This is a genomic window from Streptomyces sp. NRRL F-5126 (assembly GCF_000721265.1).
GTDB lineage: Bacteria > Actinomycetota > Actinomycetes > Streptomycetales > Streptomycetaceae > Streptomyces.
Map to the genome: position 1 here is coordinate 146,565 of NZ_JOFZ01000002.1, position 24,860 is coordinate 171,424.

At 73.5% G+C, this 24,860-nt stretch carries 19 protein-coding genes; 8 read left to right on the forward strand and 11 right to left on the reverse strand.

Translation table 11 applies throughout. From position 1 onward, the window contains the following. Nucleotides 1-364: 364 nt before the first annotated feature. The 3 genes from IH48_RS0104875 to IH48_RS0104885 form a co-directional block, all read right to left on the reverse strand. A complete protein-coding gene (locus IH48_RS0104875; protein WP_078849487.1) occupies nt 365-1,498 on the reverse strand; it encodes a sensor histidine kinase in 1,134 nt (377 codons plus the stop codon). Beyond that, complete coding sequence (locus tag IH48_RS0104880) at nt 1,495-2,232, reverse strand: response regulator transcription factor (protein ID WP_030899575.1); 738 nt, start codon at nt 2,230-2,232, stop codon at nt 1,495-1,497. The genes IH48_RS0104875 and IH48_RS0104880 overlap by 4 nt, the downstream gene beginning before the upstream one ends. Nucleotides 2,233-2,371: 139 nt before the next feature. Next, the gene (locus IH48_RS0104885; protein ID WP_051839273.1) at nt 2,372-3,109 is read right to left on the reverse strand and encodes a hypothetical protein; all 738 of its coding nucleotides are present in this window, start codon (nt 3,107-3,109) and stop codon (nt 2,372-2,374) included. A 228-nt stretch (nt 3,110-3,337) separates the two neighbouring features. Between IH48_RS0104885 and lon the strand changes: the two genes are divergently transcribed. Continuing rightward, nucleotides 3,338-5,749 carry an endopeptidase La gene (gene lon / locus IH48_RS0104890; protein WP_030899580.1) on the forward strand — a complete coding sequence of 804 codons (2,412 nt, stop codon included), beginning with the start codon at nt 3,338-3,340 and terminating at the stop codon, nt 5,747-5,749. A gap of 217 nt (nt 5,750-5,966) precedes the next feature. On the opposite strand, the gene IH48_RS0104895 is transcribed toward lon, so the two are convergent. Then, nucleotides 5,967-6,515 (reverse strand): hypothetical protein, encoded by a 549-nt coding sequence (locus IH48_RS0104895; protein ID WP_158710249.1) that lies wholly within the window; start codon nt 6,513-6,515, stop codon nt 5,967-5,969. Nucleotides 6,516-6,598: 83 nt separating this feature from the next. On the opposite strand from IH48_RS0104895, the gene IH48_RS0104900 reads away from it, so the two are divergent. Beyond that, nucleotides 6,599-9,424: an AfsR/SARP family transcriptional regulator gene (locus IH48_RS0104900; RefSeq protein ID WP_030899586.1), complete on the forward strand. Its 2,826-nt coding sequence runs from the start codon at nt 6,599-6,601 to the stop codon at nt 9,422-9,424. 104 nt (nt 9,425-9,528) lie between these two features. Here the strand turns inward: IH48_RS0104900 and IH48_RS0104905 are convergent, their stop codons facing one another. Continuing rightward, nucleotides 9,529-10,413, reverse strand: coding sequence for a lysozyme (locus IH48_RS0104905; protein WP_030899588.1), 885 nt, complete (start codon nt 10,411-10,413; stop codon nt 9,529-9,531). Between the two features lie 209 nt (nt 10,414-10,622). On the opposite strand from IH48_RS0104905, the gene IH48_RS0104910 reads away from it, so the two are divergent. Beyond that, entirely contained in the window at nt 10,623-11,117 is a 495-nt protein-coding gene (locus tag IH48_RS0104910) for a MarR family winged helix-turn-helix transcriptional regulator (protein WP_078849488.1), read from the forward strand. Nucleotides 11,118-11,707: 590 nt separating this feature from the next. Here the strand turns inward: IH48_RS0104910 and IH48_RS0104915 are convergent. Continuing rightward, a complete protein-coding gene (locus IH48_RS0104915; protein WP_030899593.1) occupies nt 11,708-12,487 on the reverse strand; it encodes a protein phosphatase 2C domain-containing protein in 780 nt (259 codons plus the stop codon). Between the two features lie 383 nt (nt 12,488-12,870). On the opposite strand from IH48_RS0104915, the gene IH48_RS0104920 reads away from it, so the two are divergent. The 4 genes from IH48_RS0104920 to IH48_RS0104935 all read left to right on the forward strand — a co-directional run bounded on the left by IH48_RS0104920 (nt 12,871) and on the right by IH48_RS0104935 (nt 17,540). After that, a complete protein-coding gene (locus IH48_RS0104920) occupies nt 12,871-15,939 on the forward strand; it encodes a nitrate- and nitrite sensing domain-containing protein (protein WP_234434138.1) in 3,069 nt (1,022 codons plus the stop codon). Continuing rightward, nucleotides 15,936-16,451 carry a roadblock/LC7 domain-containing protein gene (locus IH48_RS0104925; RefSeq protein ID WP_030899598.1) on the forward strand — a complete coding sequence of 172 codons (516 nt, stop codon included), beginning with the start codon at nt 15,936-15,938 and terminating at the stop codon, nt 16,449-16,451. Before IH48_RS0104920 ends, IH48_RS0104925 begins: the two co-directional genes overlap by 4 nt. Nucleotides 16,452-16,525: 74 nt before the next feature. Continuing rightward, nucleotides 16,526-16,915 carry a DUF742 domain-containing protein gene (locus IH48_RS0104930; protein WP_030899599.1) on the forward strand — a complete coding sequence of 130 codons (390 nt, stop codon included), beginning with the start codon at nt 16,526-16,528 and terminating at the stop codon, nt 16,913-16,915. Further along, complete coding sequence (locus tag IH48_RS0104935) at nt 16,896-17,540, forward strand: GTP-binding protein (RefSeq protein WP_030899601.1); 645 nt, start codon at nt 16,896-16,898, stop codon at nt 17,538-17,540. The genes IH48_RS0104930 and IH48_RS0104935 overlap by 20 nt, the downstream gene beginning before the upstream one ends. 12 nt (nt 17,541-17,552) lie before the next feature. On the opposite strand, the gene IH48_RS0104940 is transcribed toward IH48_RS0104935, so the two are convergent. The 4 genes from IH48_RS0104940 to IH48_RS0104955 form a co-directional block, all read right to left on the reverse strand. Beyond that, nucleotides 17,553-18,692 (reverse strand): C40 family peptidase, encoded by a 1,140-nt coding sequence (locus IH48_RS0104940; protein ID WP_030899603.1) that lies wholly within the window; start codon nt 18,690-18,692, stop codon nt 17,553-17,555. 657 nt (nt 18,693-19,349) lie between these two features. Continuing rightward, nucleotides 19,350-19,631 carry a hypothetical protein gene (locus IH48_RS0104945; RefSeq protein ID WP_030899605.1) on the reverse strand — a complete coding sequence of 94 codons (282 nt, stop codon included), beginning with the start codon at nt 19,629-19,631 and terminating at the stop codon, nt 19,350-19,352. Between the two features lie 10 nt (nt 19,632-19,641). Further along, the gene (locus IH48_RS0104950) at nt 19,642-20,370 is read right to left on the reverse strand and encodes a TetR/AcrR family transcriptional regulator (protein WP_030899607.1); all 729 of its coding nucleotides are present in this window, start codon (nt 20,368-20,370) and stop codon (nt 19,642-19,644) included. A 35-nt stretch (nt 20,371-20,405) separates the two neighbouring features. Next, entirely contained in the window at nt 20,406-21,362 is a 957-nt protein-coding gene (locus IH48_RS0104955; protein WP_030899609.1) for an AurF N-oxygenase family protein, read from the reverse strand. A gap of 237 nt (nt 21,363-21,599) precedes the next feature. Here IH48_RS0104955 and IH48_RS0104960 point away from each other — a divergent pair, with 237 nt between their 5' ends. After that, on the forward strand, nt 21,600-22,559 hold the full coding sequence (locus IH48_RS0104960; protein WP_051839174.1) for an ADP-ribosylglycohydrolase family protein: 960 nt from the start codon (nt 21,600-21,602) through the stop codon (nt 22,557-22,559). A gap of 474 nt (nt 22,560-23,033) precedes the next feature. Here the strand turns inward: IH48_RS0104960 and IH48_RS0104965 are convergent, their stop codons facing one another. Beyond that, entirely contained in the window at nt 23,034-24,509 is a 1,476-nt protein-coding gene (locus tag IH48_RS0104965) for a penicillin-binding transpeptidase domain-containing protein (RefSeq protein ID WP_030899613.1), read from the reverse strand. Nucleotides 24,510-24,860: the final 351 nt, after the last annotated feature.

Sequence of the window (24,860 nt, forward strand, 5' to 3'; positions counted from 1 at the left end):
CCCTCTTCCGCTTCACAAGGTGGTGGACAGCGGAAATCAAGGCTACGCCTACCGAGCTCCCGGATGCAGACCGGACGGGCCATCGTCGCGCACGTCACATCCCGAAGGGGGTTTCGGCGCGCGCTTTGGCGGGAAACTAACGTCTTTTGCCAGGCCACGGTTCGTACGCGCTCCCGAAAGCCACGGGGCGCCGCGACGGTGGCCTGGATCACATAGCCGGTGCGGTAGTCGGTCCTGATCGCGTTGTACCCACGCCATGCCGCTCGTCAATCGCCTTCCCAGACATTTTCTCGGCCTGTTCCGGCCGTTCCGGGACCGTTTCCGGGCCGTGGCGCCGGTCGGCGAAAGGGGAGGCGGCCGGCCGTCAACCGCGCTGGTCGGGCACTCCCGGGAGGGTGACGCGTATCCGGCAGCCCTGCGTCGATTCGGCCACACCGATCCGGCCGCCGTGCAGGTCCACCGCCCAGCGGGCGATCGCGAGGCCGAGCCCCGTGCCGCCGTCGTTGCCGCCGCCCTGCGTCTTCGCCCGGCCGCGGTTGAACCGCTCGAAGACCCTGCTGCGCTCCGCCTCGGGGATGCCGGGCCCCTCGTCCCGCACCTCCAGGTGCAGCGACTCCGGATCCTCGCCGCGGCGCGCCCGCACGGTGACGCGGCCGTGCCGCGGGCTGTGCTTGACCGCGTTGTCGATGAGATTCGCCACCACCTGGTGCAGCCGCTCCGCGTCCGCGTACGCCGTGAGCTCGGGCGGCGACACGTCCAGGTGCAGGTGGACGTCCGTCCTCGTGTGCAGCCCTGAGCCGGAGCTCGTGCCGCGCTGCGCCGCCGCGAGGTTGGCCTCCTTGAGGATCCCCGACAGGTAGGGCCACACCTCGAAGCGCGTCGCCCTCAGCGGGACGACGCCGTTGTCCAGGCGCGACAGGTCGAGCAGCGTCTCCACCAGGCGGCCGAGCCGCTCGGTCTGGCCGAGCGCCGTGCGCATGGTCTCGGGGTCGGCGGCCGACACGCCGTCCACCACGTTCTCCAGGACGGCGCGCAGCGCCGCGATCGGCGTGCGCAGCTCGTGCGACACGTTGGCGACCAGCTCTTTCCTGTGCCGGTCCACCGCCTCCAGGTCGTCCGCCATGAGGTTGATCGTCGAGGCCAGGTCGCCCAGCTCGTCGCGCCGGTCCGCGCCGCTCACGCGCCGCGTGTACTCGCCGTGCGAGATGCCCTTGGCGACCGTGTTCATCTCGTCGAGCGGCGCGGTCAGGCCGTGCGCCACGAACTGCGTGATCAGCAGCGTCGCGATCACCGAGAAGACCGTGATGAACCGAAGCTCCGTCTTGGTGCGCAGGGCCACCATCAGCAGCCCTGTGGTGATGAAGACGGAGACCACGACCAGGGTGCCGAGCTTCGCCTTGATCGAGAAGGGCCGCACGCTCCACCACTCCCTGCGGCGTCCGGCCCGCTCCCGTCCCGACGCGCGTCCGTACCCCGGCGTGCGGCCCGCCAGGTTCATGGTGCCGGGGTCTCCAGGGCGTACCCGACGCCGTGCACCGTGCGGATGCGCTCGGCGCCGATCTTCCGGCGCAGCGCCTTGATGTGGCTGTCGACCGTCCGCGTGCCCGACGCGTCGGCCCAGTCCCACACCTCGGCGAGCAGCTGCTCGCGCGAGAGGACGGCCCTCGGCGTGTTCGCCAGGCAGACCAGCAGGTCGAACTCCGTCGGCGTCAGGTGGACGTCGTCGCCCCGCACCCGCACCCGGCGCTGCGCGTGGTCGATCTCCAGTTCACCCAGTCTGAGGATGCCGCTGCGCGGCGTCACGGCCGCCAGTGCGGCGCGCTCCACACGGCGCAGCAGGACGTGCACCCGGGCCGCGAGCTCCCGCATGGAGAACGGCTTGGTCATGTAGTCGTCGGCGCCGACGCCGAGGCCGACGAGCATGTCCGTCTCGTCGTCGCGCGCCGTCAGCATCAGTACCGGGACCGGGCGCTGCGCCTGCACGCGGCGGCACACCTCGAGTCCGTCGAACCCCGGCAGCATCACGTCGAGCACCATCAGGTCGGGCTGCCACGCCTCCGCCGCGTCGACGGCGGCGGGGCCGTCGACCGCGGTCTGGACGAGGAAGCCCTCGGCCCGCAAGCGGGCCGCGATGGCGTCGACGATGGTCGCGTCGTCCTCCACGACGAGGACCCGACGCTGAGCGCCCGGCGTGGCTCCCACTCCGTTGTGGCTCGTTTGTGTCTGCTCCATCGCCCGCCCCTGGTACGCGTTCACCGCGCTCCGTATGCCCTCGATCCGCCGATCCACGTCCAGGCCTGACTGGGGGGTGACGGGAATCGTTGGATCCTGTATTTCGTGGAGCAGCGTAGAGGCATCGACGCCTTCTCGGCTACGCAGTGCGAACAGCGAGATGAACCACGTCCGGTACGCCCCGGGCAACTGGCACCTCTTCGGCGGTTACCCCGCTGAATCCGGCATTCCCCAACGCATCGCCAAAGGTCGGAGACGGTTGCGCAGACCAGACGGCAAGCACGCCGAAAGGGTTCAACAGGGCTTTGCACGCCGCGAGTCCTTCCTCGGCGTACAAGGAGCCGTTACTTTCGGTCACCGTCCAGTCCGGGCCGTTGTCGATGTCCAGACACATGGCGTCATACCTGTCCGATGTGGTGCGTACGTACTCCAACAGGTCGGTGTGCAGGATCACAGTCCGCGGATCGACCAGTGCCGACTTCGACACGCGTGCCAGCGGGCCCTCGTGGTGCCAGTCGATGACGGCCTGCTCGCGCTCGACGACCACGACCCTGCCCCAGCGGTCGTCCGCGACCGCGTGCGCCAGCGAGAACCCGACGCCGAGCCCGCCGATCAGCACGGAGGGCCGCGCGGCCCTGCGCTCCTCGGGCAGCGCGCGCATCGCGGCGTCGACCAGCAGCCGCTCCGAGCGGCCGTCCGAGGTGTCCATCAGGAACGTGCCGTTGACGATGATCTCCCACACGTCCCCGTCGGGGCCGCCGCGCCTGCGCAGGGCGATCTCGCCCTCGGCGCCCTCGCGCCGGTCCAGCGTGACGGGCGTTCCCGGCGCGCTGCCTCGCGCGGCGGGGCCGGGAACGGGCGCGGGCGGTTCGGTCACGTCGGGCTCCACTCTCTCGGGGACGCGGCCCATCCTCGCAGCGAGCGGCGCCGGGCCAGGAATGCTCGGCTCCCACCCCGCGTTGCCGCCTCACCGGCCGCGGCTCGAGCGCGCGGCTGAATCCCTGCCCGTGATCGCCCACGGCGAACACGAAGGCCCTCGGGGAACACCAGGGCACTCATAAGCATTGAGTCTGCATAGCTCAACTTGACTGCCGAAGGGGAGATCATGGCTGCCATTTCCACACCGCTCACGCTTCCCGTGCTGCCGCTCGACGACGAGGTCGTGCTCCCCGGCATGGTGGTGCCTCTCGATCTGTCCGACGCCGAGGTACGCGCCGCCGTGGAGGCCGCCCAGGCCGACGCGCGCTCGCGCGGCGCAGGCGCGGGCAAGCCGCAGGTGCTGCTCGTGCCCCGCATCGACGGCTCCTACGCGTCGACCGGCGTGCTCGGCACCGTCGAGCAGGTGGGACGGCTGTCGGACGGGGACCCGGGTGCCCTGATCCGCGGCCGCGGCCGGGTGCGCGTCGGTGCCGCCACGAGCGGCCCGGGTGCCGCCCTGTGGATCGAGGGCATCAGCCTGGACGAGACGGTGCCCGACCCGCTGCCCGGCTCCGTGTCGGAGCTGGTGAAGGAGTACAAGGCGCTCGCCACCGACTGGCTGAAGAAGCGCGGCGCCTGGCAGGTGGTGGACCGCGTCCAGCAGATCGACGACGTGTCCGCCCTCGCCGACAATTCCGGTTACTCGCCATTCCTGTCCACCGCTCAGAAGGTGGAGCTGCTGGAGACCGTCGACCCGGTCACGCGGCTCAAGCTCGCCACGCTCCAGTTGCGCGAGCACCTGGCCGAGCAGGACGTCGCGGAGTCCATCGCGAAGGACGTTCAGGAAGGCGTCGACAAGCAGCAGCGCGAGTTCCTGCTGCGCCGCCAGCTCGAGGCCGTGCGCAAGGAGCTGCGCGACCTGAGCGGGGGCGGCGAGGAGGACGAGTCCGACGACTACCGCGCCCGCGTCGAGGCCGCCGACCTGCCGGAGAAGGTGCGCGAGGCCGCACTCAAGGAGGTCGAGAAGCTGGAGCGCTCCAGCGACCAGAGCCCCGAGGGCTCCTGGATCCGCACCTGGCTCGACACCGTGCTCGAACTGCCGTGGAGCGAGCGCACCGAGGACGCGTACGACATCAAGGGCGCCCAGGAGATCCTGGACGCCGAGCACTCCGGGCTCGACGACGTGAAGGAGCGCATCACCGAGTACCTGGCCGTGCGCAAGCGCCGCTCCGAGCGCGGCCTCGGCGTGGTCGGCGGGCGCCGTGGCGGCGCCGTGCTCGCCCTGGTCGGCCCTCCCGGCGTCGGCAAGACGTCGCTCGGCGAGTCCGTCGCGCACGCGATGGGCCGCAAGTTCGTCCGCGTCGCGCTCGGCGGTGTGCGGGACGAGGCGGAGATCCGCGGCCACCGGCGCACCTACGTCGGCGCGCTGCCGGGACGCATCGTCCGCGCCATCAAGGAGGCCGGGTCGATGAACCCTGTCGTCCTGCTCGACGAGATCGACAAGGTCGGCTCGGACTTCAGGGGCGACCCCGCCGCCGCGCTGCTCGAAGTCCTCGACCCGGCGCAGAACCACACCTTCCGCGACCACTACCTGGAGGTCGAGCTCGACCTCTCCGACGTGGTGTTCCTGGCCACGGCCAACGTCCTCGAAGCGATCCCCGAGGCCCTGCTCGACCGCATGGAGCTGGTGACGCTCGACGGCTACACCGAGGACGAGAAGGTCACCATCGCCCGCGACCACCTGCTGCCCAGGCAGCTGGAGCGCGCGGGCCTGGAGGCCGGCGAGGTCGCCATCGGCGACGACGCGCTGCGCAGGCTGGCGGGGGAGTACACCCGCGAGGCGGGCGTGCGCAACCTGGAGCGCGCGGTCGCCAGATTGCTGCGCAAGGTGGCGGCCGAGCACGAACTGGGCCGGCGCGAACTGCCGGCCGAGCTCGGCGCCGAGCACCTGCGAGGGCTGATCGGCAGGCCGCACCACGTGCCGGAGTCCGCCCAGGACCCGGCGGAGCGCCGCACCGCGGTGCCGGGCGTGGCGACGGGCCTCGCGGTCACCGGCGCCGGCGGCGACGTCCTCTACGTCGAGGCGTCACTCGCCGACCCGGAGACGGGCGGCGCGGGCCTGACCCTGACCGGCCAGCTCGGGGACGTGATGAAGGAGTCGGCGCAGATCGCGCTGTCGTACCTGCGCTCGCACGGGGCGGAGTTCGAACTGCCGGTCGGCGACCTCAAGGACCGGGGCGTGCACATCCACTTCCCGGCGGGCGCGGTCCCGAAGGACGGGCCGAGCGCGGGCATCACGATGACGACGGCTCTCGCGTCGCTGCTCAGCGGGCGCCTGGTCCGCACGGACGTGGCCATGACCGGCGAGGTGTCCCTGACGGGCCGGGTCCTGCCCATCGGCGGCCTGAAGCAGAAGCTTCTGGCCGCGCACCGGGCCGGCATCACGACGGTCGTGATCCCGAAGCGCAACGAGCCGGACCTGGACGACGTCCCGGCGGAGGTCCTGGAGAAGCTGGAGGTCCACCCGGTCACGGACGTCCGCCAGGTCCTGGACATCGCCCTGTCCCCGGCGGAGGTCCCGGTCGCCGCCGCGGCCTGACCCCCGCCCGCCCCCCGCGGGCGAGACGGCCGCGACGACGCGCCCCGGAGGCCCGGCCTCCGGGGCGCGCCCGCGTCCGGCGCCGGGCGGCCCCGGGCCCCTCGGCCAACGCGCGGGCCCGTGTCCCGACTCCGCCGGCAAGGCGGATGCTCCGGCGTTGAGGCTCCCGTCCCCCGTGCGGGAGCCTCAACACACCGGACCGGCGGAGAGTTCAGTGCTAATTGTATGGATTGGTCCAGAAAACGGCCCTGCACCTGTCAAAGGTGACTGTGCTGGAATGTGCGCGGCAGGCCGAGAGAATGAGGCCCTTGGCGTTTCCTCCGGTGACGTGGTGTGAGGATGACGACCTGACGATATGTCCGGAGCCGTGGTTGTTGTAGAGATGCTCCACCACGTTGCTGTTGTAGTCCTGGACAATCAGTTCGGCGCCCCAACCGTCCCGGAGGTCGTCCTTGTCGCCGAAGTTGGAGACTGTCATCTCCCCCGAGTCCCAGGACACGTCCAACCAGGTGTGCACGGAGACCTTGCTGCCGCTGTAGAGGTAGGCGTCGACGTGATTGAGAACGGTGGCGTTCGCGTCACCGGCGCCCATCAGCACCGTCGTCGAGATCATTCCGGCGGTCACCAGGAGACTCGCCAATCGCTTGCGTACCACATTTCCCATGGAGCGCTTTCCTTCCAGCAGTTGCCGCCGAACTCCCACCCGCCGCACCGCCCGGCGGCGCATGCGGCGGTCGCGTTCGCCGCTACGACCACGCTGCCGCACGTGTCTTCGCGTAACCTTCGGGAGACCTTGAACAGGCAGGTCGCGACCGCCGGTTCGGGAACCGTCACGCCAAGGGGGCCGGGATGGAACTGCACGTGCTCGGCGCGGTCGAGGCGTTCAGCGGCGGGCAGGCCGTGGACCTGGGGCATCCGCGGCAGCGGCTGGTCCTGGCGGTGCTCGCGGCCGACGCGGGCCACCCCGTACCCGCCGACCGGTTCGCGGAGCGCGTCTGGGGACAGGACCTGCCCCGGCGCGGCCGCACGGTGCTCTACGGCTACGTGTCGCGCCTGCGTTCCGCGCTCGCGTCCGCCGGAGCACCGGAGCTGATCACGCGTCGGGCCGGCGGGTATGTCCTGGACACGGACCCTCAGAACGTGGACGTCCACCGCTTCCGCCGACTCGTCGCGCGGGCCGGCCGGCTGGAGGACGCCGAGCGCATCGCCGCCCTGGATCAGGCGCTGGCGCTGTGGCGCGGCGAGGCGCTGGCCGGTCTCGACAGCCCCTGGGCCCTCTCGTGGCGGGCGACGCTGGACGGCGAGCGGCGCGTGGCCGAACTGGACCGGGCGGACGCGGCGCTGCGGCTGGGCAGGCACATGGACGCACTGCCCGCTCTCGCACGCCAGGCGGAGCTGTATCCGCTGGACGAGCGCGTGGCCGGGCAGTTGATGCTCGCGCTGTACCGCGCCGGGCGCAACGCCGATGCCCTGGACGTCTACCGGGCGCTGTACGGCAGGCTCGCCGAGGAACTCGGCACCGACCCGGGCTCCGACCTGCAGCGTCTGCATCAGCGTGTGCTCACAGGGGACCCGGGACTGCTGCACTCCCCGCCGGTTCCGCGGCCGCGATCCGACGCGCGGTCCGACGCGCGGTCCGGGCCTCCCGTGCCGCGCCAACTCCCGCCGGGCCCCGCCCGGCTCGCCGGACGCGACGCGGACCTCGCCCGGCTGTCAGCCCTGCTGCCTCCCTCCGGCCGCGAGCAGGTCCGCGGTGGCGACCCGGGGATCCGCGCCATCGTCGGAACCGGCGGGATCGGCAAGACCTGGCTCGCCCTGCACTGGGCACACCGCCATCAGGCCGCATTCCCCGATGGCCAGCTCTTCATCGACCTGCGCGGCTTCTCGCCCGCCGAGGAACCACTGCCGCCGGGCACGGTGCTCCGCGGGTTCCTCGGTGCGCTCGGCGTCTCCCCGGAGCGGCTGCCGCCCGACCTGGCGGCCCGAACGGCGCTGTTCCGCAGCCTTGTCGCGGACAAGCGCGTCCTCCTCGTCCTGGACAACGCCGCGGACACCGCGCAGATCGAGCCGCTGCTGCCGGGTGGCGGCCGCTCGGCCGTCCTGGTCACCAGCCGCCGGCGGCTCAGCGGCCTCGACACCCGCCACGGGGGACAGACCCTGCGCCTCGCCCCGCTCACCCGGGCCCAGGCCCGTGAACTGCTCGCACACCGGCTCGGTCCCGACCCGCTCGCAGCCGACCCCGACGCCGCCGACGAGATACTGCACCGCTGCGCCGGACTGCCGCTCGCCCTCGGCATCGTCTCCTCACGCGCCCGCGGAAACGCGGAACCCCTCTCGATTCTCGCCGCCGAGCTGGGCAACCCTGACAGCACGCTGAGCGCGCTCGACGACGGCGACCCCGCCGCGAGCCTGCCGACCGTCCTCTCCTGGTCGCTGCGAACGCTCGCCGCGGATCAGGCCCGTGCCTTCGCGCTGCTCGGTGCCGCGCCGGGGGCCGATACCACTGTGTACGCCGCGGCCGCACTGATCGGCCTGCCCGCCCCGGCGGCCCGTACCGTCCTGCGCGCTCTGGAGCAGGGATCCCTGGTCGAGCGGGAGAACGGCGAGCGCTTCCGGATGCACGACCTGGTCAGACTGGCGGCACGTGAGCAGGCCCGATGCCTCGACGAACAGGCCGTCGACCAGGCGCTTCGCCGCGTGGTCGACTTCTACACCCGCAGCGCCGAGGCCGCCGCCCGCTGCCTCGACCCCGACATCGCGCCGGTGGAGGGCCAGCCCGCCGCCGAACACTGCACGCCCTACCGGCCGGACGGCACGGAGCAGGCATCGGCGTGGTTCGAGGCCGAGCGCGACTGCCTGCTCGCCGCCCAGCAGATGGCCGCGGACCTCGGTTGGGACGAGCCCGCCTGGCACCTCGCCTTCTGGCTCTCCGACTTCCTCATGCGCGGCGGCCACCTCGACGACCTGCTGCGCATGGCACGGCTCGCGGTGACGGCCGCCGAGCGTACCGGGTCGCCCGAGGCGCTCTCCCGCATCCAGCGCAACCTGGGCAACGCGCTCATCGGTGCCGGCCGGTTCGACGAGGCCCTGCACCACCTGCGCCTGGCCCTGGAGAGCGCCGACCGGTCCGGCGACGTCGCCCAGCAAGCCGCCACCCACAACTCATTGACCATCGCATGGGCCCGAACCGGTGACGCCGCCCAGGCGCAAGTCCACGCACGCGCCTCCGTCGAGTTCGGCCGTCGCACGGGCAACCCGATGCGCGAGGCGGTGGCGCTCAACGCGCTCGGCTGGTGCACCGCCCAACTCGGCGACCTGCGCGAAGCCGAGCAGTACTGCCGCGATGCCCTGGACCTGATGCGCAAGGGGCCCGGCGTGCGCGGAGACGGCAACGCCGAAGCGGCCACTCTCGACAGCCTCGGCTACATCGCGCACCACGCGGACCGTATCCCCGAGGCCCTCGACCACTACCGCGCGGCGCTCGACCTGCGCCGCGCGCATCACCACACATACCAAGTCGTCGACACCCTGGACCGGCTGGCCGGGCTGCACGCGTCACGCGGCGACACCGTCGCGGCACGCTCCGCCTGGCAGGAGGCACTGGACCTGTGCCGCGCACAGAACCGCTCCGCCGACGCCGATCGCATCGAGCGGAGCCTCGGGCGTATCGAGTAGACGGCTGAGCGTTCCGCTCGGGCTCGTTGCCGGGCAGGGCGGCGGCCCCGGCCGGTGGATGCCGGACCGGGGCCGCCGTGGTGCGACGGGAGGGGCGGACGAGGTCAGCCGTTGGCGAGGGCGCGCAGGCGGTCCATCGCGCCGTTGAACTTGTCGTGGTCGCCGACCGTCGCGCCCGTGGACGTGTACTGCCAGATCGTCTGGAAGCCCCAGCCCGCCGGCAGCGGCTTCGGCGAGGAGTCGTAGCGGGCCACCCAGAGCGGGTTCGTCTTCGCGAAGCCGCCGTAGTTGCCGGTGCACTGCTTCCACCAGTTGGTCGCGGTGTAGATCACCGCGTCGCGGCCCGTGCGGGCCTTGTACGTCGTCGTGAAGTCCTTGATCCACGCGACCATCGCCGACTTCGAGAGGCCGTAGCAGGACGCGCCGTACGGGTTCCACTCGATGTCCAGGACACCCGGCAGGGTCTTGCCGTCCTTGGACCAGGCGCCGCCGTGCGCGACGAAGTACTCCGCCTGGTTGGCGCCGCTCGACACGTCGGGCGTGGCGAAGTGGTACGAGCCGCGGATCAGGCCCGCCTTGTACGAGCCGGTGTACTGCTGGTTGAACGTCGTGCTCTTGTAGTAGTTGCCCTCCGTCGCCTTCACGTACGCCCACTTCACGCCGCTGCCCTTGAGCGCGGACCAGTTGACGCTCCCCTGGTGGCTGGAGACGTCGACGCCCTCCGTCTGGGTGACGGCGGCCTCGCGGCGGGCGACGGGGGCGTGGCCCGTGCCGTCGTGGGAGAGCACGCCCATGCCCATGTACGCGTTGCCGCGGGCGGGCGCTCTGTCGGCGGCCGGGGAGGCCGCGTGCCCGCCGGCCGTGGGGGAGACCTCGGCGCTCGCCACGCCGGGGAGAGTGAGCGGAAGAGCGAACGTGGCCAGGAGAGCCGCGGCCGCCGCGATCAGTGTGCCGCGGCCGCCGTTCTTTCCGGGTCTGCGCACGGACATTGCGTGCCTCCGAAAACCTCGGTGGGGGGATCTCTTGCTGTGCCGACAAGTCGTCAAAATGGACATGTCACCGTGCAACGCTACGTAGGTCGACCTTGCCACGGCCCGGAGGTGCACTGCTGCCGATGGACTAACGGCCTGCGAAGATGCGGAGAGCCGCGGCGATGGCCACGGTTTCGGCGAACTCTCAGGAGCGGGAAGAGCGCGCGATGGCTGCTGACGTGCAGGGAAGCGGGACCGGGAACGAACCTTCGCCGGTGGGCGGGGAAGCGGTGGATCCGGAGTTCCTGGATCTGGAGCGTGAGCTGGCGGTCTTCCTGCGCCGGGCCAGGGCCAATTCGGGTGAGATGGCCCGCGAGGTGCACCCGGATCTGGAGCCCGCCGCGTACGGGCTGCTCGTGCGCCTTGAGGAGACCGGCCAGCAGCGCGCCACCGAGCTCTCGGCGTACTTCGGCGTGGGGAAGGCGACCATGAGCCGGCAGCTCAGAGCGCTCCAGGACCTCGGCCTGATCACGCGCGAGCCGGACCCGGCCGACGGGCGCGCCTCACTGCTGCGCGTCACGGACGAGGGCCTGCGCCGCTTCCGCCGCGTCCGGGACGCCCGCAGGGGCCGCTACGTGCGGAAACTCGCCGACTGGGACCGGGACGAGGTCGCCGAACTGGCCCGCTTGCTGCACCAGCTGAACGCCCGCGCGGCGAGCTGAGGGGCCTCGGTCGGGCCCCGGGCAACAGGTAACTCGATCGAGTGACGGGGCCGCTCGTGCGGGCGGGTGACGGGCCGTCGCCCAAACGTCTCGTACGAGTGACGCCGGCCCGGCGCCGCGGCGGGCGGGCGGAGCACCCCCGCCCCATCGGACGCGCCCCCATGGGGCGCCGCGCCCTGCGGGCGTGCGTCGCCGTTGCCCTGGGCGGGGCGCCCTGGGCTCGGGGCGAGCCCGGACCCGGACCCGGTGGCGCCGCCCGCCGGGTGGGCCGGCGTCCCTGCGCGGGTGCCGTGCCAGGCCGGCCTGCCCCGCGGGCGCACCTCCGGTGACCGGACGCGCCTCCCGGGTGCGGCTTGCCGCGTGCTTGCGCCGTAAGGCGCGCCCCGCAGGTCCGCCCGGCGTGATCGTTGTCCGGGGCGGGCGGGGTCCCCGGATCTCGTGGTCCGCCTCCCGCGTGGCCGCCGCGCCCCGTGCGGTGCGCTGTACGCGCCGGGGGACTGCTGGACGTGCCTCGGCGCATGGACGCGCCCCCGGAGCCGGATCCCGCGGCCGGACGCGGAACCGCCGGGCGCGGCCCGCAGGGCGGCGCGTCAGAGTTCCGCGTACGTCGCCGTCGCGTCGTCGTGCCTCTTGCCCCGTACCTGCCGCGCGTCCGTCTCCAGCGCGCGTACGCGGTCGATCAGGGACTGCGGGCCGCTCTCGCGCACCAGCGCGAGGCACTCCGCCCAGCCGCCCTGCTCGAACTTCTCGACCCACCGTGCCGCGCCGTCCGTCATCGCCAGCAGCGACCGCACCTCGGCGGCCGGCGTGCTGCCCGTGACCGCCTTCGCCGCCGCCGACGGGTCCGCCGCCGCCGTGAAGAAGCCGCCCTCCGCGTTCCGCAGCGCGTCCGTGGACGCGACCGACCGCTTCACCTCCGCCGGGATGTGGTCGAGCCGGTCGTCGACCACCGCGCGCACCCGACCGTCGCGCCCCTCCACCAGCAGCGTGGAGTCGGACAGGACCAGGTGCTCGACCACGCCCCCGGGAGCCGCGCCCCAGCGCGCGACGACCACCGTCGCCTGCGGCGTGCGCGGGTGAGAAAGTTCACAGGTGTCACGGTGTTTGGCCGCCGTAAGGGCGATGGCCCGGGCCAGGATCTCCGTCAGTGTCATGTCACGGCGTGAACCGCACAGTTCAGCCAAAGTTCCGCCCAGGCGTGCCGTGAACCACGGGACCCCGTGCACGCAACCGTCGTCCCCTTCGGGCGGTGTGACACCGTCGAGCAGGACGAGCGCCCCGCCCTCGCCCGCCGCGGGCAGGACCACGGAAGTCCAGTCCTCATTGGGGCGTGCGGCCGTTCCTGGTGCAGTCGCCTGTTCGATGCGCATGATCCCCAGTCTGCCGGAGCGGTACCGCGGTGTGACGGCGCGGGTCGCGGGACACGAGGCCGAAAAACGATCACTCGGAAGGCCGTCCCACGGTTGCGGGCGGGCATCTTTGCAAAGGGCGCGTCAGAGGTCCATTCGGCGCGCCGCACCGCGCCCCCGCGCACGTCGGGGGAATTTGAAGGCCAACTCCTCCGTGATGTTCACTCGTTCAGGTGGCGGGTCGGCCGATGCGCGTCTTCCTCCCAAAAGCACTGCAATTGTCGGGAGCCGTGCCAGGGGCCGGGGGTGGCTCGTCGTGACCCGCCGTCACCCCTGCTTCATGGGCGGACGAGTCGAGAATGCGAGCACCGGTGCAGAACAAGCGGCCTCGGGGGAACGGCGGTGTGCACAGCGGCACTCCGGTGGGGCGCCCCAAGCGGGTACGCACCCGGCTCGTCGCCGGTGTCGCGGTCGTCGGCGTCGCCGTGCTCGCCGCCGGCACCCCCGCCGTGCTGCACGGCTGGACGGGGCTCGACGACGCCCAGCGGCTCGTCACCCTCGCACGGCTGGACAGCCAGGCCGTCGCCCTCGCCGGCTCCCTCGCCGACGAGCGCGACCAGGCCGTCGTCTTCGTCGCCGCCGGCCGGCCGTCGAAGGACGGCGAGTCGCACAGCGGAGAGTCGACAGGCGGCGAGCAGGGCAGCGAGGGGAGCGCGGACGGCCTGACGGCGGCAGGCGAACGGGTGGACCGGGGGATCGCCGAGTTCCGCGCGCTCGCCGCCGAATCCGGCGGAACGTCCCGAACCAGCGGCGCGTCCGCGTCCGCCCGCGCCCTCAAGAGCCTGGGTACCCTGGAGCCGGCGCGCAAGGCCGCGGTGACGGGCAACGGCCGGGCGTCCGCCACGTACACCGCCTACTCCCGCATCATCGCCTCCCTGGGAGGCGTCTTCGAGCAGGTCGCCGACCACGCCCCGGCGGACGCGGCCCCCGACGCGCGCGCGGCCGCCTCGCTCGGCCGCGCCGCCGACCAGGCGTCCGCCACCCGTGGGCTGCTCGTCGCCGCGCTCACCATCCCCGACGACCGGACGCGGACCACGACCGACCCGATCACCGGGCTGACGGTGACCACCGGCCACTCGGGGAGTTCCGCCGAGAAGGCGCGGGACGCGCTCAGCGCGGCGGCCCAGCAGGCGCGGGTAGGGGAGCTCGCCGCCCTCGCGGACTTCGACGCCGCCGCTTCCGCCTCCACCCGCCAGGCGTACGAGTCCACCGTCGCAGGCGCCGGGACCACGTCCGCCGAGAAATACCTCGGCAGGCTCACGGCCGCCCCGCGACTGCCGGACTCCGCACTCGACACCGACCGCGACAAGCTCAACACCGCGCTCACCGCCAGGATCGACCGGATGCGGGGCGCACTGTCGGGGCTCGACGCACGGGAACTCAAGGGGTTCGAGAAGCTCCGCGACAGCGCCGTACGCGACCTGGAGCTGCGGGCCGCGCTCCTGGCCGGCTGCCTGGTGCTCGCCGTCGCCGTGTCCGTCGCGGTCGCCCGCACCCTCACCAGGCCGCTCGCGGCGGTGCGGCTCGGCGCGGCCCGGGTCGCGGCCCGTCCCGCCACGCGCGAACCGGTGCGGTTCACCGGGCGCAACGACGAGTTCGCCGACGTGGCACGGTCGCTCAACGCACTCCACAGCACCGTGCTCTCGCTCACGGCCCGCCTCGCCGAGGGCGCCGCGCCCGAGTCACGGGACCGCGCGGAACACGACCGCAAGGAAGCCGCCGCGGACCTGGGCGCCGCAGCCCTCGCCGCCGAGGAGCGCGCGGGGCTCCAGGCCCGGATCGCCGACACCACCGACCACCTGAGGCGGCTGCGCCACACCGTCCGCCACACCTTCGTCGACCTCTCGCTGCGCAACCTCGGCCTGGTGGAGCGCCAACTCGGCGTCATCGAGTCGCTGGAGGAGCGCGAGCAGGACCCCGAGCGTCTCGGCACGCTCTACAAGCTCGACCACATGGCCACGGTCATGCGCAGGCACAGCGAGAACCTGCTGGTCCTCGCCGAGCACCGGCAGGTGCACGCCCACGCGGAACCCGTCCCGCTGGTCGACGTGCTGCGTGCCGCCGTCAGCGAGATCGAGCGCTACGAGCGCGTCACGATCCAGACCCTGCCGCCGCAGGCCCGCGTCTCCGGGGCCGCCGCCGACGACCTCAGCCACCTCGTCGCCGAACTCCTGGAGAACGCGGCCTCGTTCTCGCCGCCCGGAGCGGCGGTCGAGCTGTCGGGGTGGCTGCTGGAGACGGGCGAGGTGATGCTCTCGGTCGTCGACCAGGGCGAGGGCGTCGCCGGCGAGCGGCTCGCCGAGCTCAATGCCCGCCTGACCGCGCCGGACCACGAAGCCCTGACGCAAGCCCCGACGGAAGCGGACGAGGCGGGCGAGGGGCTCGGGCTGCGGGTGGTCTCCCTGCTCGCCGCCCGCCACGGCGTCCGCGTCGAACTGCGCAGGCAGCAGCAGGGCGGCGGCACGACCGCCGTCGTCGTCCTGCCGCGGAACGTGGTGCCGCCGGAAGTGCCGGAAGCGGCCGAGCCCGGCGATACCGAGGTGGCGGCCGGCGCGGCGGAGCCGGGGAGCGCCGCTGCGCCGGAGAGCGACGCCGAACCCGGCCTGCCGGAGTTCGTGCCCGTGTCGGGACCCCGGGCGCTCCCCGAGCGCCCGGGCGCGGCCGCGGGGCGCGAACGGGCGCCGTACGAAGCGTCGCGTGACCCGCTGATCCTGGCCGCCGAGGCGACCGTACGAGCGGCGGAGAGCGCGGGAGCGATCGCCCCGGAGACCGCCGGGTCCGTGCCGGGCGGCGAGCCGCGCGTACCGGCCGCGCGCACGCCCGTTCAGGCGCCGGACCAGGCGCCGGGCCGCGGCACTGCCCAGGACCCGTACGCCGCCGGTCCCGACTCCCACGAGCGCGCGGCGGCCGCCCCCGCCGGCGGTGACGGCCTCGACCAGGACACCTTCGCCATGCGCCTGCCGCAGCGTGCGGCCGCGAGCCGTGAGCTGCCCAAGCGGGTGCCCAAGGCCGTCAGGTCGGCGGGCGCGCCCCCGGTACGCAAGCGCGGCGTCGACCCGGAGGAGCTGCGCCGGAGGCTCGGCGGCTTCCACTCGGGAGCCAGGGCGGGGCGCCAGGAGGCCGAGGAGGAGATCCGCCAGGCCGCCACCCGGCAGCCCCAGGCGCAGCAGCACCCGTACGAGCAGGAGCCGCCCACCGGGCAGCAGGCCGCGTCGCAGCAGGGCGACGTGCGGCACAGCGACGAGGCGCAGGGCTACGAGCGGCAGCCGTACGGCCGGCAGGCCTACGAACCGCTGCCCTACACGCCCCGCATACCCCAGGCACGGACGACCGAGCACCTGACGGCCCGGGACCAGGCGGCCGGGCAGCACACCGAAGCGGCGGGGGACACAGTCGAGGAGGCGCGCAGTTGACTGCGACCGGCACATGCGGACTGAGCAGCGAGGCACGCAACCTGCACTGGCTGCTGAACAACCTCGTGGAGGAGGTCCACGGCCTGCGGTCCGTCGCCGTCGTGTCGTCGGACGGGCTCCTGCTCCTGTCGTCCGACCCGGGGCGGACGGAAGAGGCGGCCGCCGCCGCGGCCGCCGGGCGTCAGGAGGGCCCGCGCGGTTCGAGCGCCGACCTGGCGACGGTCGTCTCCGGCATCGGCAGCCTCACCATCGGCGCCGCCAGGCTGATGGAGGGTGGACCCGTCAAGCAGACGATGGTCGCGATGGAGGACGGCAGCCTCTTCGTCATGGCGATCAGCGACGGCTCTCTCCTCGGGGTGCATGCCGCCCCGGACTGCGACATGAGCGTGGTCGCCTACCACATGGCGCTGTTCGTGGGCCGCGCCGGGCACGTACTGACACCCGCGCTGCGCGGCGAACTGCGCAGGTCGGTCGCGGGCGGCGTCGAGGGTGTCACGGGGAGCGGCCGGTGAGCCGGTCGCCCACCCGCTGCGGGCAGGCGGCGGCCACCAGGGACGGGCGCACGCCCGCGGAGCCCCGGGGCGGCGTGCGCTGCCGTGTCGCGAACCAGTCGTCCCCGTCGTCCCGCGTGCGGCCGTACTCGCTCACCGGGGGCCGCACGCGCGCCGAACACGTCCTGCGCGTCGAGACGTTCGTCGCGGCGACCGAGGCGCCCGCCGGGCGTGCGGAGCCGCCGCGCCGCGGCTCCTCCCGGGTGATGCCCGAGGTGAGCGCGATCGTGGAGCTGTGCCGTCGCATGCGGACGGTCGCGGAGGTGGCGGCGCTGCTGAAAATGCCGCTCGGCGTGGTGAGGGTGCTGCTCAGCGACCTCGCCGACCAGGGAAGGATCAGGGTGTACGGGACCGGCCACGACGGCACCGAACAGCCGGACCATGCACTGCTGGAAAGGGTATTGAGTGGACTCCGCCGTCTCTGACGACACCGCAGACACCGAGGCCGCCGCCGTCTCCGAGCCGGACGAGAGCCCGCGGTCCTGGCAGCTCGACCGGTCACGAGCGCCCGTCGCCACGAAGATAGTGATCGCGGGCGGTTTCGGGGTCGGCAAGACGACGTTCGTCGGCTCGGTGTCGGAGATCCCGCCGCTGCGCACGGAGTCGCTGATGACGGCGGCGAGCGCGGCCACGGACGACCTCACCGCCGTGCCTGACAAGGTCACCACGACCGTCGCCATGGACTACGGCCGCATCACGCTCGACAACGACCTCGTGCTCTACCTGTTCGGCACGCCGGGCCAGCAGCGGTTCTGGTTCATGTGGGACGACATCGTGCGCGGCGCGATCGGCGCGGTCGTCCTCGTCGACACGCGCCGCATCGACGACTGCTTCCCCGCGCTCGACTACTTCGAGACCTGCGGTCTTCCCTACATCGTCGCGGTGAACCACTTCGAGGGCGCCGAGGCGTTCGACCCGGCGGCCGTCAGGCACGCGCTGTCCGTCGCGGACAGCGTCCCGCTGCTGATCATGGACGCACGCCAGCGGGTGTCGGCCGTGGAGTCGCTGATGACGCTCGTACGGCACGCGCTCGAGACGGGCGGGCGGTAGCCGCCTGCCCGATCACAGATCCGCGTCCGAGCCAGTGCCGGCGCCTACCGGCAGCCGGGGCGGCCGGTAGGCGGCCGGGCTGAGCACGGTCCCCGACGCGTCCGGGCGCACCGCGCCGAGCAGCGGGTTCGCGGCGATCGGCGACACCTTGACGTGCCCACCCGGGCGCGGGGCCTGGACGACCTTGCCGTGACCGAGGTACACCGCCACGTGCGTGGCCTTCGGGAAGTAGACTACGAGGTCGCCGGGGCGCAGCCGGTCGAGCGGCACGCGCGGCAGGTCGTGCCACTGCTGCTGGCTGGTGCGTGGCACGTGCACACCGGCGTGCGCCCACGCCTGCGACGTCAGGCCCGAGCAGTCGAAGGCGCCGGGGCCCGTGGCGCCCCACTCGTACGGCTTGCCGATCTGCGCCACTGCGTACCGCAGCGCCGCGGCCCCCGCCGCGGTCGGTGTGGCGGTCTTCGCGGCCTCGCCCTGCGGGCCGAGGGCCCCCGAGTCCACGAGGTCCTGCTGGGCCTTGTCCGTGCCGCTGCGGTCGAGCGCGGCCAGCCGGCCGAGCACGTCAGGGCTGAGCCCGGCGAGCAGCGCCTCGACCTGGCGCAGCTTGGCCTCTGCCGAGTCGCGCTGCTGCTTCTTGCGCGCGGCCAGCTGCTGCTGCTTCGCGAGCGCGGTGCGGGTGGCGACGACCGCCGTGTCCGCGTGGCGCATGCTCGACACGAGCCGCGCCCGCGTGGCCACGTTGCCGCGCGCGGCACGGGCCAGCATGTGCTGCTCCTCGACGGCGCGCTCGGGGTCGTCGCCGAGCAGCAACTGGAGGTAGCCGGAGAGTTCGGGCGTGCCGCGGTACTGCGCGCGTGCCAGGGCGCCCGCCGCGCCGCGGCTGCGGTCGAGCGCGGCCCTGGCCCGGTCGAGGCCGCTGCCGGCCTTGTCGGCGACGGCGCGCTGCTTGGTGAGGGCCTGCGCGGTGGCGTTGTACGCCTCGTCGGCGGCCTCGGCCTGCTGGTAGAGGGTCTTGAGCTGAGTGAGGAGCGCCGCCACACCGCCGGGCTCGGGAGCGGCGGGCGGCGTGGCGGCGGACGTGGGGACGACGGTCAGCGCGGTGATCGCGGCGGCCGCCGCGACCGTTGCACGGGCGGATCGCAGGCGCGACATGTCACCTCCGGTGGGGGCGGGAACGAGCCGCGGGGTGGTGTTTCACGCGCGGCGCTCGGCGGATTCATGAACGCCACACCATGCGATTACCTGACGAGTCGTCTGGACGGGGGAGGAATTTCACCCTCTGGGCTGCACCCGGCACCACCCCGGCGGTGCGCCTTGCACGCGAACGCGCGACGTGCGTGCGCCCCGGCGGCGCGCGTGCGTCCACCCTTGCGGCGTAGGCGCCCGCCCCCGGGCGCAGGAGCCGCCGGAGGCTGTGGGGGAGCCCGCCGAGCTCGGCCGCCGACTGCCGCCCGGGGTTCGGAGATCGGCGCCTGGGCCGCCCGCGCCAGGAGGGCCCAGGGGCAGCGCCGCAGCAGCCTGGGAGCCGGCATCCCGAGGGGACAACTCGTGCGGGGCAGGCCTCAACGGGCCCGGACCGGGGTGGGCGGGGCGCGGGGCCGGTCCACGGTCGGTGGGGCCGGTCAGGTGTGCGCGGCAGTTTCGCGGGCCCGGGGGCCGCCCAGCGCTTCGTGCGGGGCGTGGTGCCTGTCCAAGCGGGCTTGGTCAGCTGTGCGGCCCGTCCCGGGCAGCTCCTGCACAACGAGCCAACACGCCCCGGGGCGGGCCCGGACAGGCTGGGTGCTGAGCCCGCGCACCTCAGGGGCAGGCTCAGCGGTCCGCGCGCGGCGGCCTGCGGGTCCACGGCCAGCGGGGGCCGTCCGCCACGCGGCCCGCCGGGGCGTACTCGTACGTCCAGCCACGCTGGAGGCCCAGCCGCTTGGTGAAGCCTGCCGCGACACGCCGGTAGGTGTACACGGTGGGCGGCGCGTCCCCCTCGTTGGGCACCGGGACGTCGTACCACTTCGGTGGCTGCCCGGTCAGCCCCGTCAGCACGGGCAGCACGCGCCCGGCCAGCGGGCCGCCGACGAACAGGGTGTTCTCGCTCCTCACCCCACCAGTCTCACCCGGAAGTCATCGAGCGCACCAGCGGGGCCAGCTTGCGCGCCAGCGAGGCGACGGCGCCGTCCGCCGTCTCCTGAGCCGACATCGCGGCAACCGCCTCCGCCGTCTCCGCGTCGCGCGTCGCCGTCGTCGCGAGCAGGGCCACCAGGTTGTCGACCAGCCAGTCGCGCAACTCGGCGGCATCCGGCCGCTTCTCCTCGTCCAGCCACGTCAGGGAGGCCGACTCGACCGCCGCGATCCACGTGCGCACCAGCATCCGCAGCCGTGGGCCCGGCCGCACGGCGCCCAGGTGCAGCAGTATCTGATCGGCCCCGGCCCGGCGCACCTCGTCCACGATCGCCGTCGTGCGCGACGTCTCGCACACGCCGCCGCCGCTCAGCAGCGCGCTGAAACCCGTGCCGTGCTCGTCCACGAACGCGAGGTAGCGGTCGAGCACCCGCTTCAGCCGGTCCGTGGGCGGGCCCACCGGCGGCTCGGTGAAGCAACGTTCCAGCTCGTCCGCCGACGAGCGCAGGGCCGCCTCGTACAACTGCTGCTTGCCCCCGGGGAAGTACCGGTACACGAGCGGCCGCGACACGCCCGCCGCGGCCGCCACGTCCTCCGGCGTCACCTCTTCGGGCGTGCGGTGCGCGAACAGCGTGAGCGCCGCATCCAGCAGCTGGGCACGGCGCCGCTCCACGCTCAGCCTGCGGTAGGCGGGAGGCGGTGCGGGCGTCGCGGCGGTCATGGGTTCAGCGTAACCACTGGCCCCGCGCCGCGGGATCAGGCCAGCAGGCCCGAGCTGCGCCACAGCGCCCTGCCGGGGCCGTGCAGCACGCCGATGTCGTCCAGGAAGTCCGTCAGCCGCTTCGCGCCCGACTGCATCACCTCGCGCCGGTGGCCGCTGGCCCTGACCTGCGCGACCGCCTCGCGCCTGTTGAGGCCGACGTTCTCGTACACCTGCGGGTTGACGAAGCAGACCGAGAACACGCGGGCGGCCTGCCCGCTCGACACCCGGGTGAACTCCCGCTCCCAGCGCGGGGCCGTCACCATCTGCCGGCGCAACTCCTCGCGCGCGTAGCGCACGTGCCGCGACTCCTCGATGACATGGATCCGCGTCACACCGCGCACCAGCGTCTGCACCCGCTCGTCGGGGAACGTCAGCCGCTGCATCCAGTCGAGTATCTCCTCGCCGAGCAGCGTCGCCGCGAAGGAACCAGGCGTCGTGGACACCGTCTTCAGCGCGCGCGCCATGTTGTGGTACACGCGCGGCACCGGATAGGCGGGCGCGCCGCCCCTCTTGATCATGCGCGCGAACATCTTGGAGTGCCTGCACTCGTCCGCGATCTCCGTGAGCGCGTACCTGACGTGGTCGCTGATCACGGACTTGTCGTAGATGTGCCGCACGAGCAGCTGCATCAGGATGATCTCGAACCAGATCCCGAGCGACGCCAGCGAGGCCGCCTCGTGGCGCGCCAGGTCCATCCGCTGCTCCTCGGACATCCGACGCCACATCGGGGTGTCGTAGAGGGAGACGAGCTCGGGCGGCCAGAACCACTTGCCCTCGTCGAGCGGGGCCTCCCAGTCGAGCTCCGCGTCCGGGTCGAAGGAGTGCTTGGCGGACGACTCGAGCAGCCGCTTGGCGATCTGCTCACGGTCCTTGAGCGGCCCCAACGCATCTTGCAGGACGGGGTCGTTCATCAATGAGTCGCGGCTCGGTCGGGCGGGCGCGGTCGTCATGGTGCGTGCCTCCTCGGTCGGTTGAGGGGCCGAGTTACCGGCGGTCACCCCCTATGAGACTGCTTGTCAGCAGAGCCGTCAATCCCTTGGACGGCACTTGTTGACTCCGCGTCTAGCAAGGGCGGGGGTGCGGTGACGGTCCCACGCCGTGCCGGGACTGTGCGGAGTGGCCGGAACGGAACGGATCAGGCCGGAAACGCACGGCGTGATCCGGCCCCGGCGCGTCACGATGGACGTATGACCGCGATCTCCTCCGCCGGCTCCGTCGACTCGCCCGGCGGCCCCGGTGCCGCACGCCGAAGTCTCGAAGGGCTCGCCATGGGCGACGCCTTCGGCGAGCGGTGGTTCTCCCGGTTCCGCGAGCCCGAGGAGGCCCGCGAACAGATCAGGCGGCGAAGAACGCCCGACGAGCCCCGATGGCGCTGGACGGACGACACGGCTCTCGCACTCGCCGTCCACCGCGTGCTCGTCGAGCGCGGCACGATCGACCAGGACCGCCTCGCCGCCTGCTTCGGCCTCGCCTACGACGCCCATTCGGGGCGCGGCTACGGGTACGGCATGCACGTCCTGCTGCCCGCGCTGCTCGCCGAACCCGCGTCGTGGCGGACGCTCGCGCCCGGGCTGTTCGACGGCGGCAGCCTCGGCAACGGCGCCGCTATGCGCGTGGCCCCGCTGGGCGCCTGGTTCGCCGACGACCTCCCGCGCGCGGCCGAGCAGGCCGCCCTCTCCGCCGAGGTCACCCACGCCCACCCGCAGGGCGTCGCGGGCGCGGTGGCGGTCGCCGTGGCCGCCGCGCTCTCCGCGCGCGGGGAGCTGACGCTGGACGCCGTCGCGGCGGCGACGCCCCGCGGCGCCGTGCGCGACGGCCTTGAGCGTGCCTGCGAGACACCCTTCACGACGGAACCGGCCCGCGCGGCGGACACGCTGGGCAACGGCAGCCGCATACGCGCCGACGACACCGTGCCGTTCGCCGTCTGGACGGCGGCCAGGCACCACGACGACCTCGCCGGCGCGCTGTGGGCGACGGCCGAAGCCCTCGGCGACGTCGACACCACCTGCGCGATCACCGGGGGAATCGTCGGCGCGCGCACGGGCATCTCGGCCACGCCCGCGGACTGGCGCCGCCGCCGGGAGCCCCTCACGCCCGCCGGGCCCGCGGAGCCCGCAGGCTCCGCGGAGCGCGATGGCTCGCGCTGAACCATCCTGCCTCCGGCAGAGCCAGGCGGTTGCGGCGGGCCCGCCGCGTGAGTTGTGCGCTTCCCCAGCGCCGTTGAGCGACACCCTGGCGTGATGGCGCCGCCGGAGCGGTGCTCGGCCCGGGTGCCGTAGGTGAGCGTTGTCTTCGCCGTCGGACGGGCACCACTGCGCATCGCAGGCCGCCGCCAAAGGCGGGGCTACCGACGCCGAGCGTGCCGGCGCCGCTGCGTGGGCGCGCCCCCGCGCGGCCCGCCCGGTGCGGGCGCCCGGGCTCGGGCCCCAACGCGGCGGGCCGAGCGCACCACGGGCGCGGGCGGGGGCCGGCGGCCTCCTCCCCGGGGAGAGGCGCTCACGAGCGGCGCTGCGGCGCGGCCCACCCGAACGACGGGGAGCGTGAAGCACGCGCGGCCCTGGCGCTGCCCGCGCCGAGCGCCCGGCGGGCGCTCCCGAGCGCGCACGGGATCGTGCCGGACGCTACCCGCGCCCCGCGCGATCCCGCGCCAGCGCCGCCTTCATCACCGACTTCGCGATCGGCGCCGCCACCCCGCCCCCGCTGATGTCCGCCCGGTCGGCCTCCGCGTCCTCCACCACGACCGCGACCGCCACCGCCGGCGACGCCGCGTCCTTGGCCTGCGCCCACGCGATGAACCACGCGTAGGGCAACCCCGCGTTGCCCACGCCGTGCTGGGCCGTGCCCGTCTTGCCGCCCACGGTCGCGCCCTTGATCGCGCCGTTCCCGCCCGTGCCGGTCCGCACCACGTTCACCATCATCCGCCGCAGCTTCCGCGCCGTCGTCGCGCTCATCACCCGCTTGTACGTACGGTCCGGGTCACGCGACACCAGACGGCCCGACGCCGTCTCGGTGTGGTCCACCAGGCGCGGGTACCTCAGCACCCCGTCGTTGGCGACAGCCGCCGAGACCATCGCCATCTGGAGCGGCGTCGCCGTCGTGTCGTACTGGCCGATCGACGAGAGCGCCAGCTGGTCCGGGCTCATGTGCTCATCGAAACGGGAGGCGGACACAGGCGACGGAATGCGCAGAGACGGGTCGTTGAAGCCGAACTTCTCGGTCGTGCCGACCATCTTCGCCAGACCGACCTTCACGCCGAGCCCCGCCATCACCGTGTTGCACGACCAGGTGATCGCGTACTTCAGCGACGCGTTGCCGCACCCGTCCGCCTCGTTGGGCAGGCTCGTGCTCGTGCCGGGCAACGGGTAGGGCGCGGGGATGCCGGTCGGCGCGTCCACGTCCTTGACGACACCGGACTCCAGCGCGGCCGCAGCCGTGACGATCTTGAACGCCGAACCCGGCGGGTAGCTCTGGTTCAACGCCCTGTTGAGCATGGGCTGCGTGTCCGTGTGGTTCAGGCGCGACCACGCGTCCGTCACCCGGCTGCCCGTGCCGGACAGCACGCCGGGGTCGTAGGACGGGCTGCTGACGAGCGCGAGGATCCGGCCGCTCGCCGGCTCGATCGCCACGACGGCGCCCCGTCGCCCGTCGAGCCCGGTGTAGGCGGCGCGCTGCAGCGACTTCTCGATCGTGGTGACGACCGTCCCGCCTGCGCTGCGCCCGTGGGCGTGGTCCCCGGAGAACGAGAGGGGTGCGAGGCGCGGGTCCGAGCCGCCGAGGATGCCGTCCTCGGCGTTTTCGATCCCCGTCGAGCCGTACGTCTGTGAGACGTAGCCGGTGACGGGTGCGTACAGCGGGCCCTGCGTGTACGTCCGCTCGTACCTGAGGCGCTGGTGGGTGTCGCGGGAGCCCGTCACGGGCGAGCCGTCCACCAGGATGCTGCCGCGTGGCCTGCCGAAGCGCTGCACGGTGGGGCGGGGGTTGCCGGGGTGCTTGTCCAGGTTCTCCGCCTCGACGCCTTGCAGCCGCACGGCGTTGGCCAGCAGCGCGACCAGGAGCAGGAGGCAGAAGGCGGCGGTGTGCCTGATCTGGCGGGTCACCTCTTGCCGCCTTCCGGTGCGTGGGCGCGCTCGCCCTCGGGAGCACCGGACTTCCGGCGCGGGCTGCCCGCCGCTCGCCGGACGATCCGGAATTTTCCGCTCCACCAGCCGCCGGGCTCGGCTCCCGGCCCGAGCACGGGCCGGGGCGTGCGGGCGCGTGACGGCGCCGCCGGCGCGCCGTCCTGGTCGGGGGCCGGGGCGTCACGCGGTGCCGGTGCAGACGCCGGTGCCGGTGCCGGTGCCGGTGCTGTGGCGGATGCCGGGTTCGTGCTGGCGGCCGCGTCGGGGCCGGCCGGATCCGCGTCGCGGGGACCGTCCGTGGCGGCCGCGTCCGTCTCCAGGGTCGAAACC

Excerpts from the sequence above, each read along its gene's own strand:
- IH48_RS0104875 (WP_078849487.1), bottom strand. The coding sequence starts at position 1,498 with ATGAACCTGGCGGGCCGCACGCCGGGGTACGGACGCGCGTCGGGACGG.
- IH48_RS0104880 (WP_030899575.1), bottom strand. The coding sequence starts at position 2,232 with ATGGAGCAGACACAAACGAGCCACAACGGAGTGGGAGCCACGCCGGGC.
- lon (WP_030899580.1), top strand. The coding sequence starts at position 3,338 with ATGGCTGCCATTTCCACACCGCTCACGCTTCCCGTGCTGCCGCTCGAC.
- IH48_RS0104900 (WP_030899586.1), top strand. The coding sequence starts at position 6,599 with ATGGAACTGCACGTGCTCGGCGCGGTCGAGGCGTTCAGCGGCGGGCAG.
- IH48_RS0104905 (WP_030899588.1), bottom strand. The coding sequence starts at position 10,413 with ATGTCCGTGCGCAGACCCGGAAAGAACGGCGGCCGCGGCACACTGATC.
- IH48_RS0104910 (WP_078849488.1), top strand. The coding sequence starts at position 10,623 with ATGGCTGCTGACGTGCAGGGAAGCGGGACCGGGAACGAACCTTCGCCG.
- IH48_RS0104915 (WP_030899593.1), bottom strand. The coding sequence starts at position 12,487 with ATGCGCATCGAACAGGCGACTGCACCAGGAACGGCCGCACGCCCCAAT.
- IH48_RS0104940 (WP_030899603.1), bottom strand. The coding sequence starts at position 18,692 with ATGTCGCGCCTGCGATCCGCCCGTGCAACGGTCGCGGCGGCCGCCGCG.
- IH48_RS0104950 (WP_030899607.1), bottom strand. The coding sequence starts at position 20,370 with ATGACCGCCGCGACGCCCGCACCGCCTCCCGCCTACCGCAGGCTGAGC.
- IH48_RS0104955 (WP_030899609.1), bottom strand. The coding sequence starts at position 21,362 with ATGACGACCGCGCCCGCCCGACCGAGCCGCGACTCATTGATGAACGAC.
- IH48_RS0104960 (WP_051839174.1), top strand. The coding sequence starts at position 21,600 with ATGACCGCGATCTCCTCCGCCGGCTCCGTCGACTCGCCCGGCGGCCCC.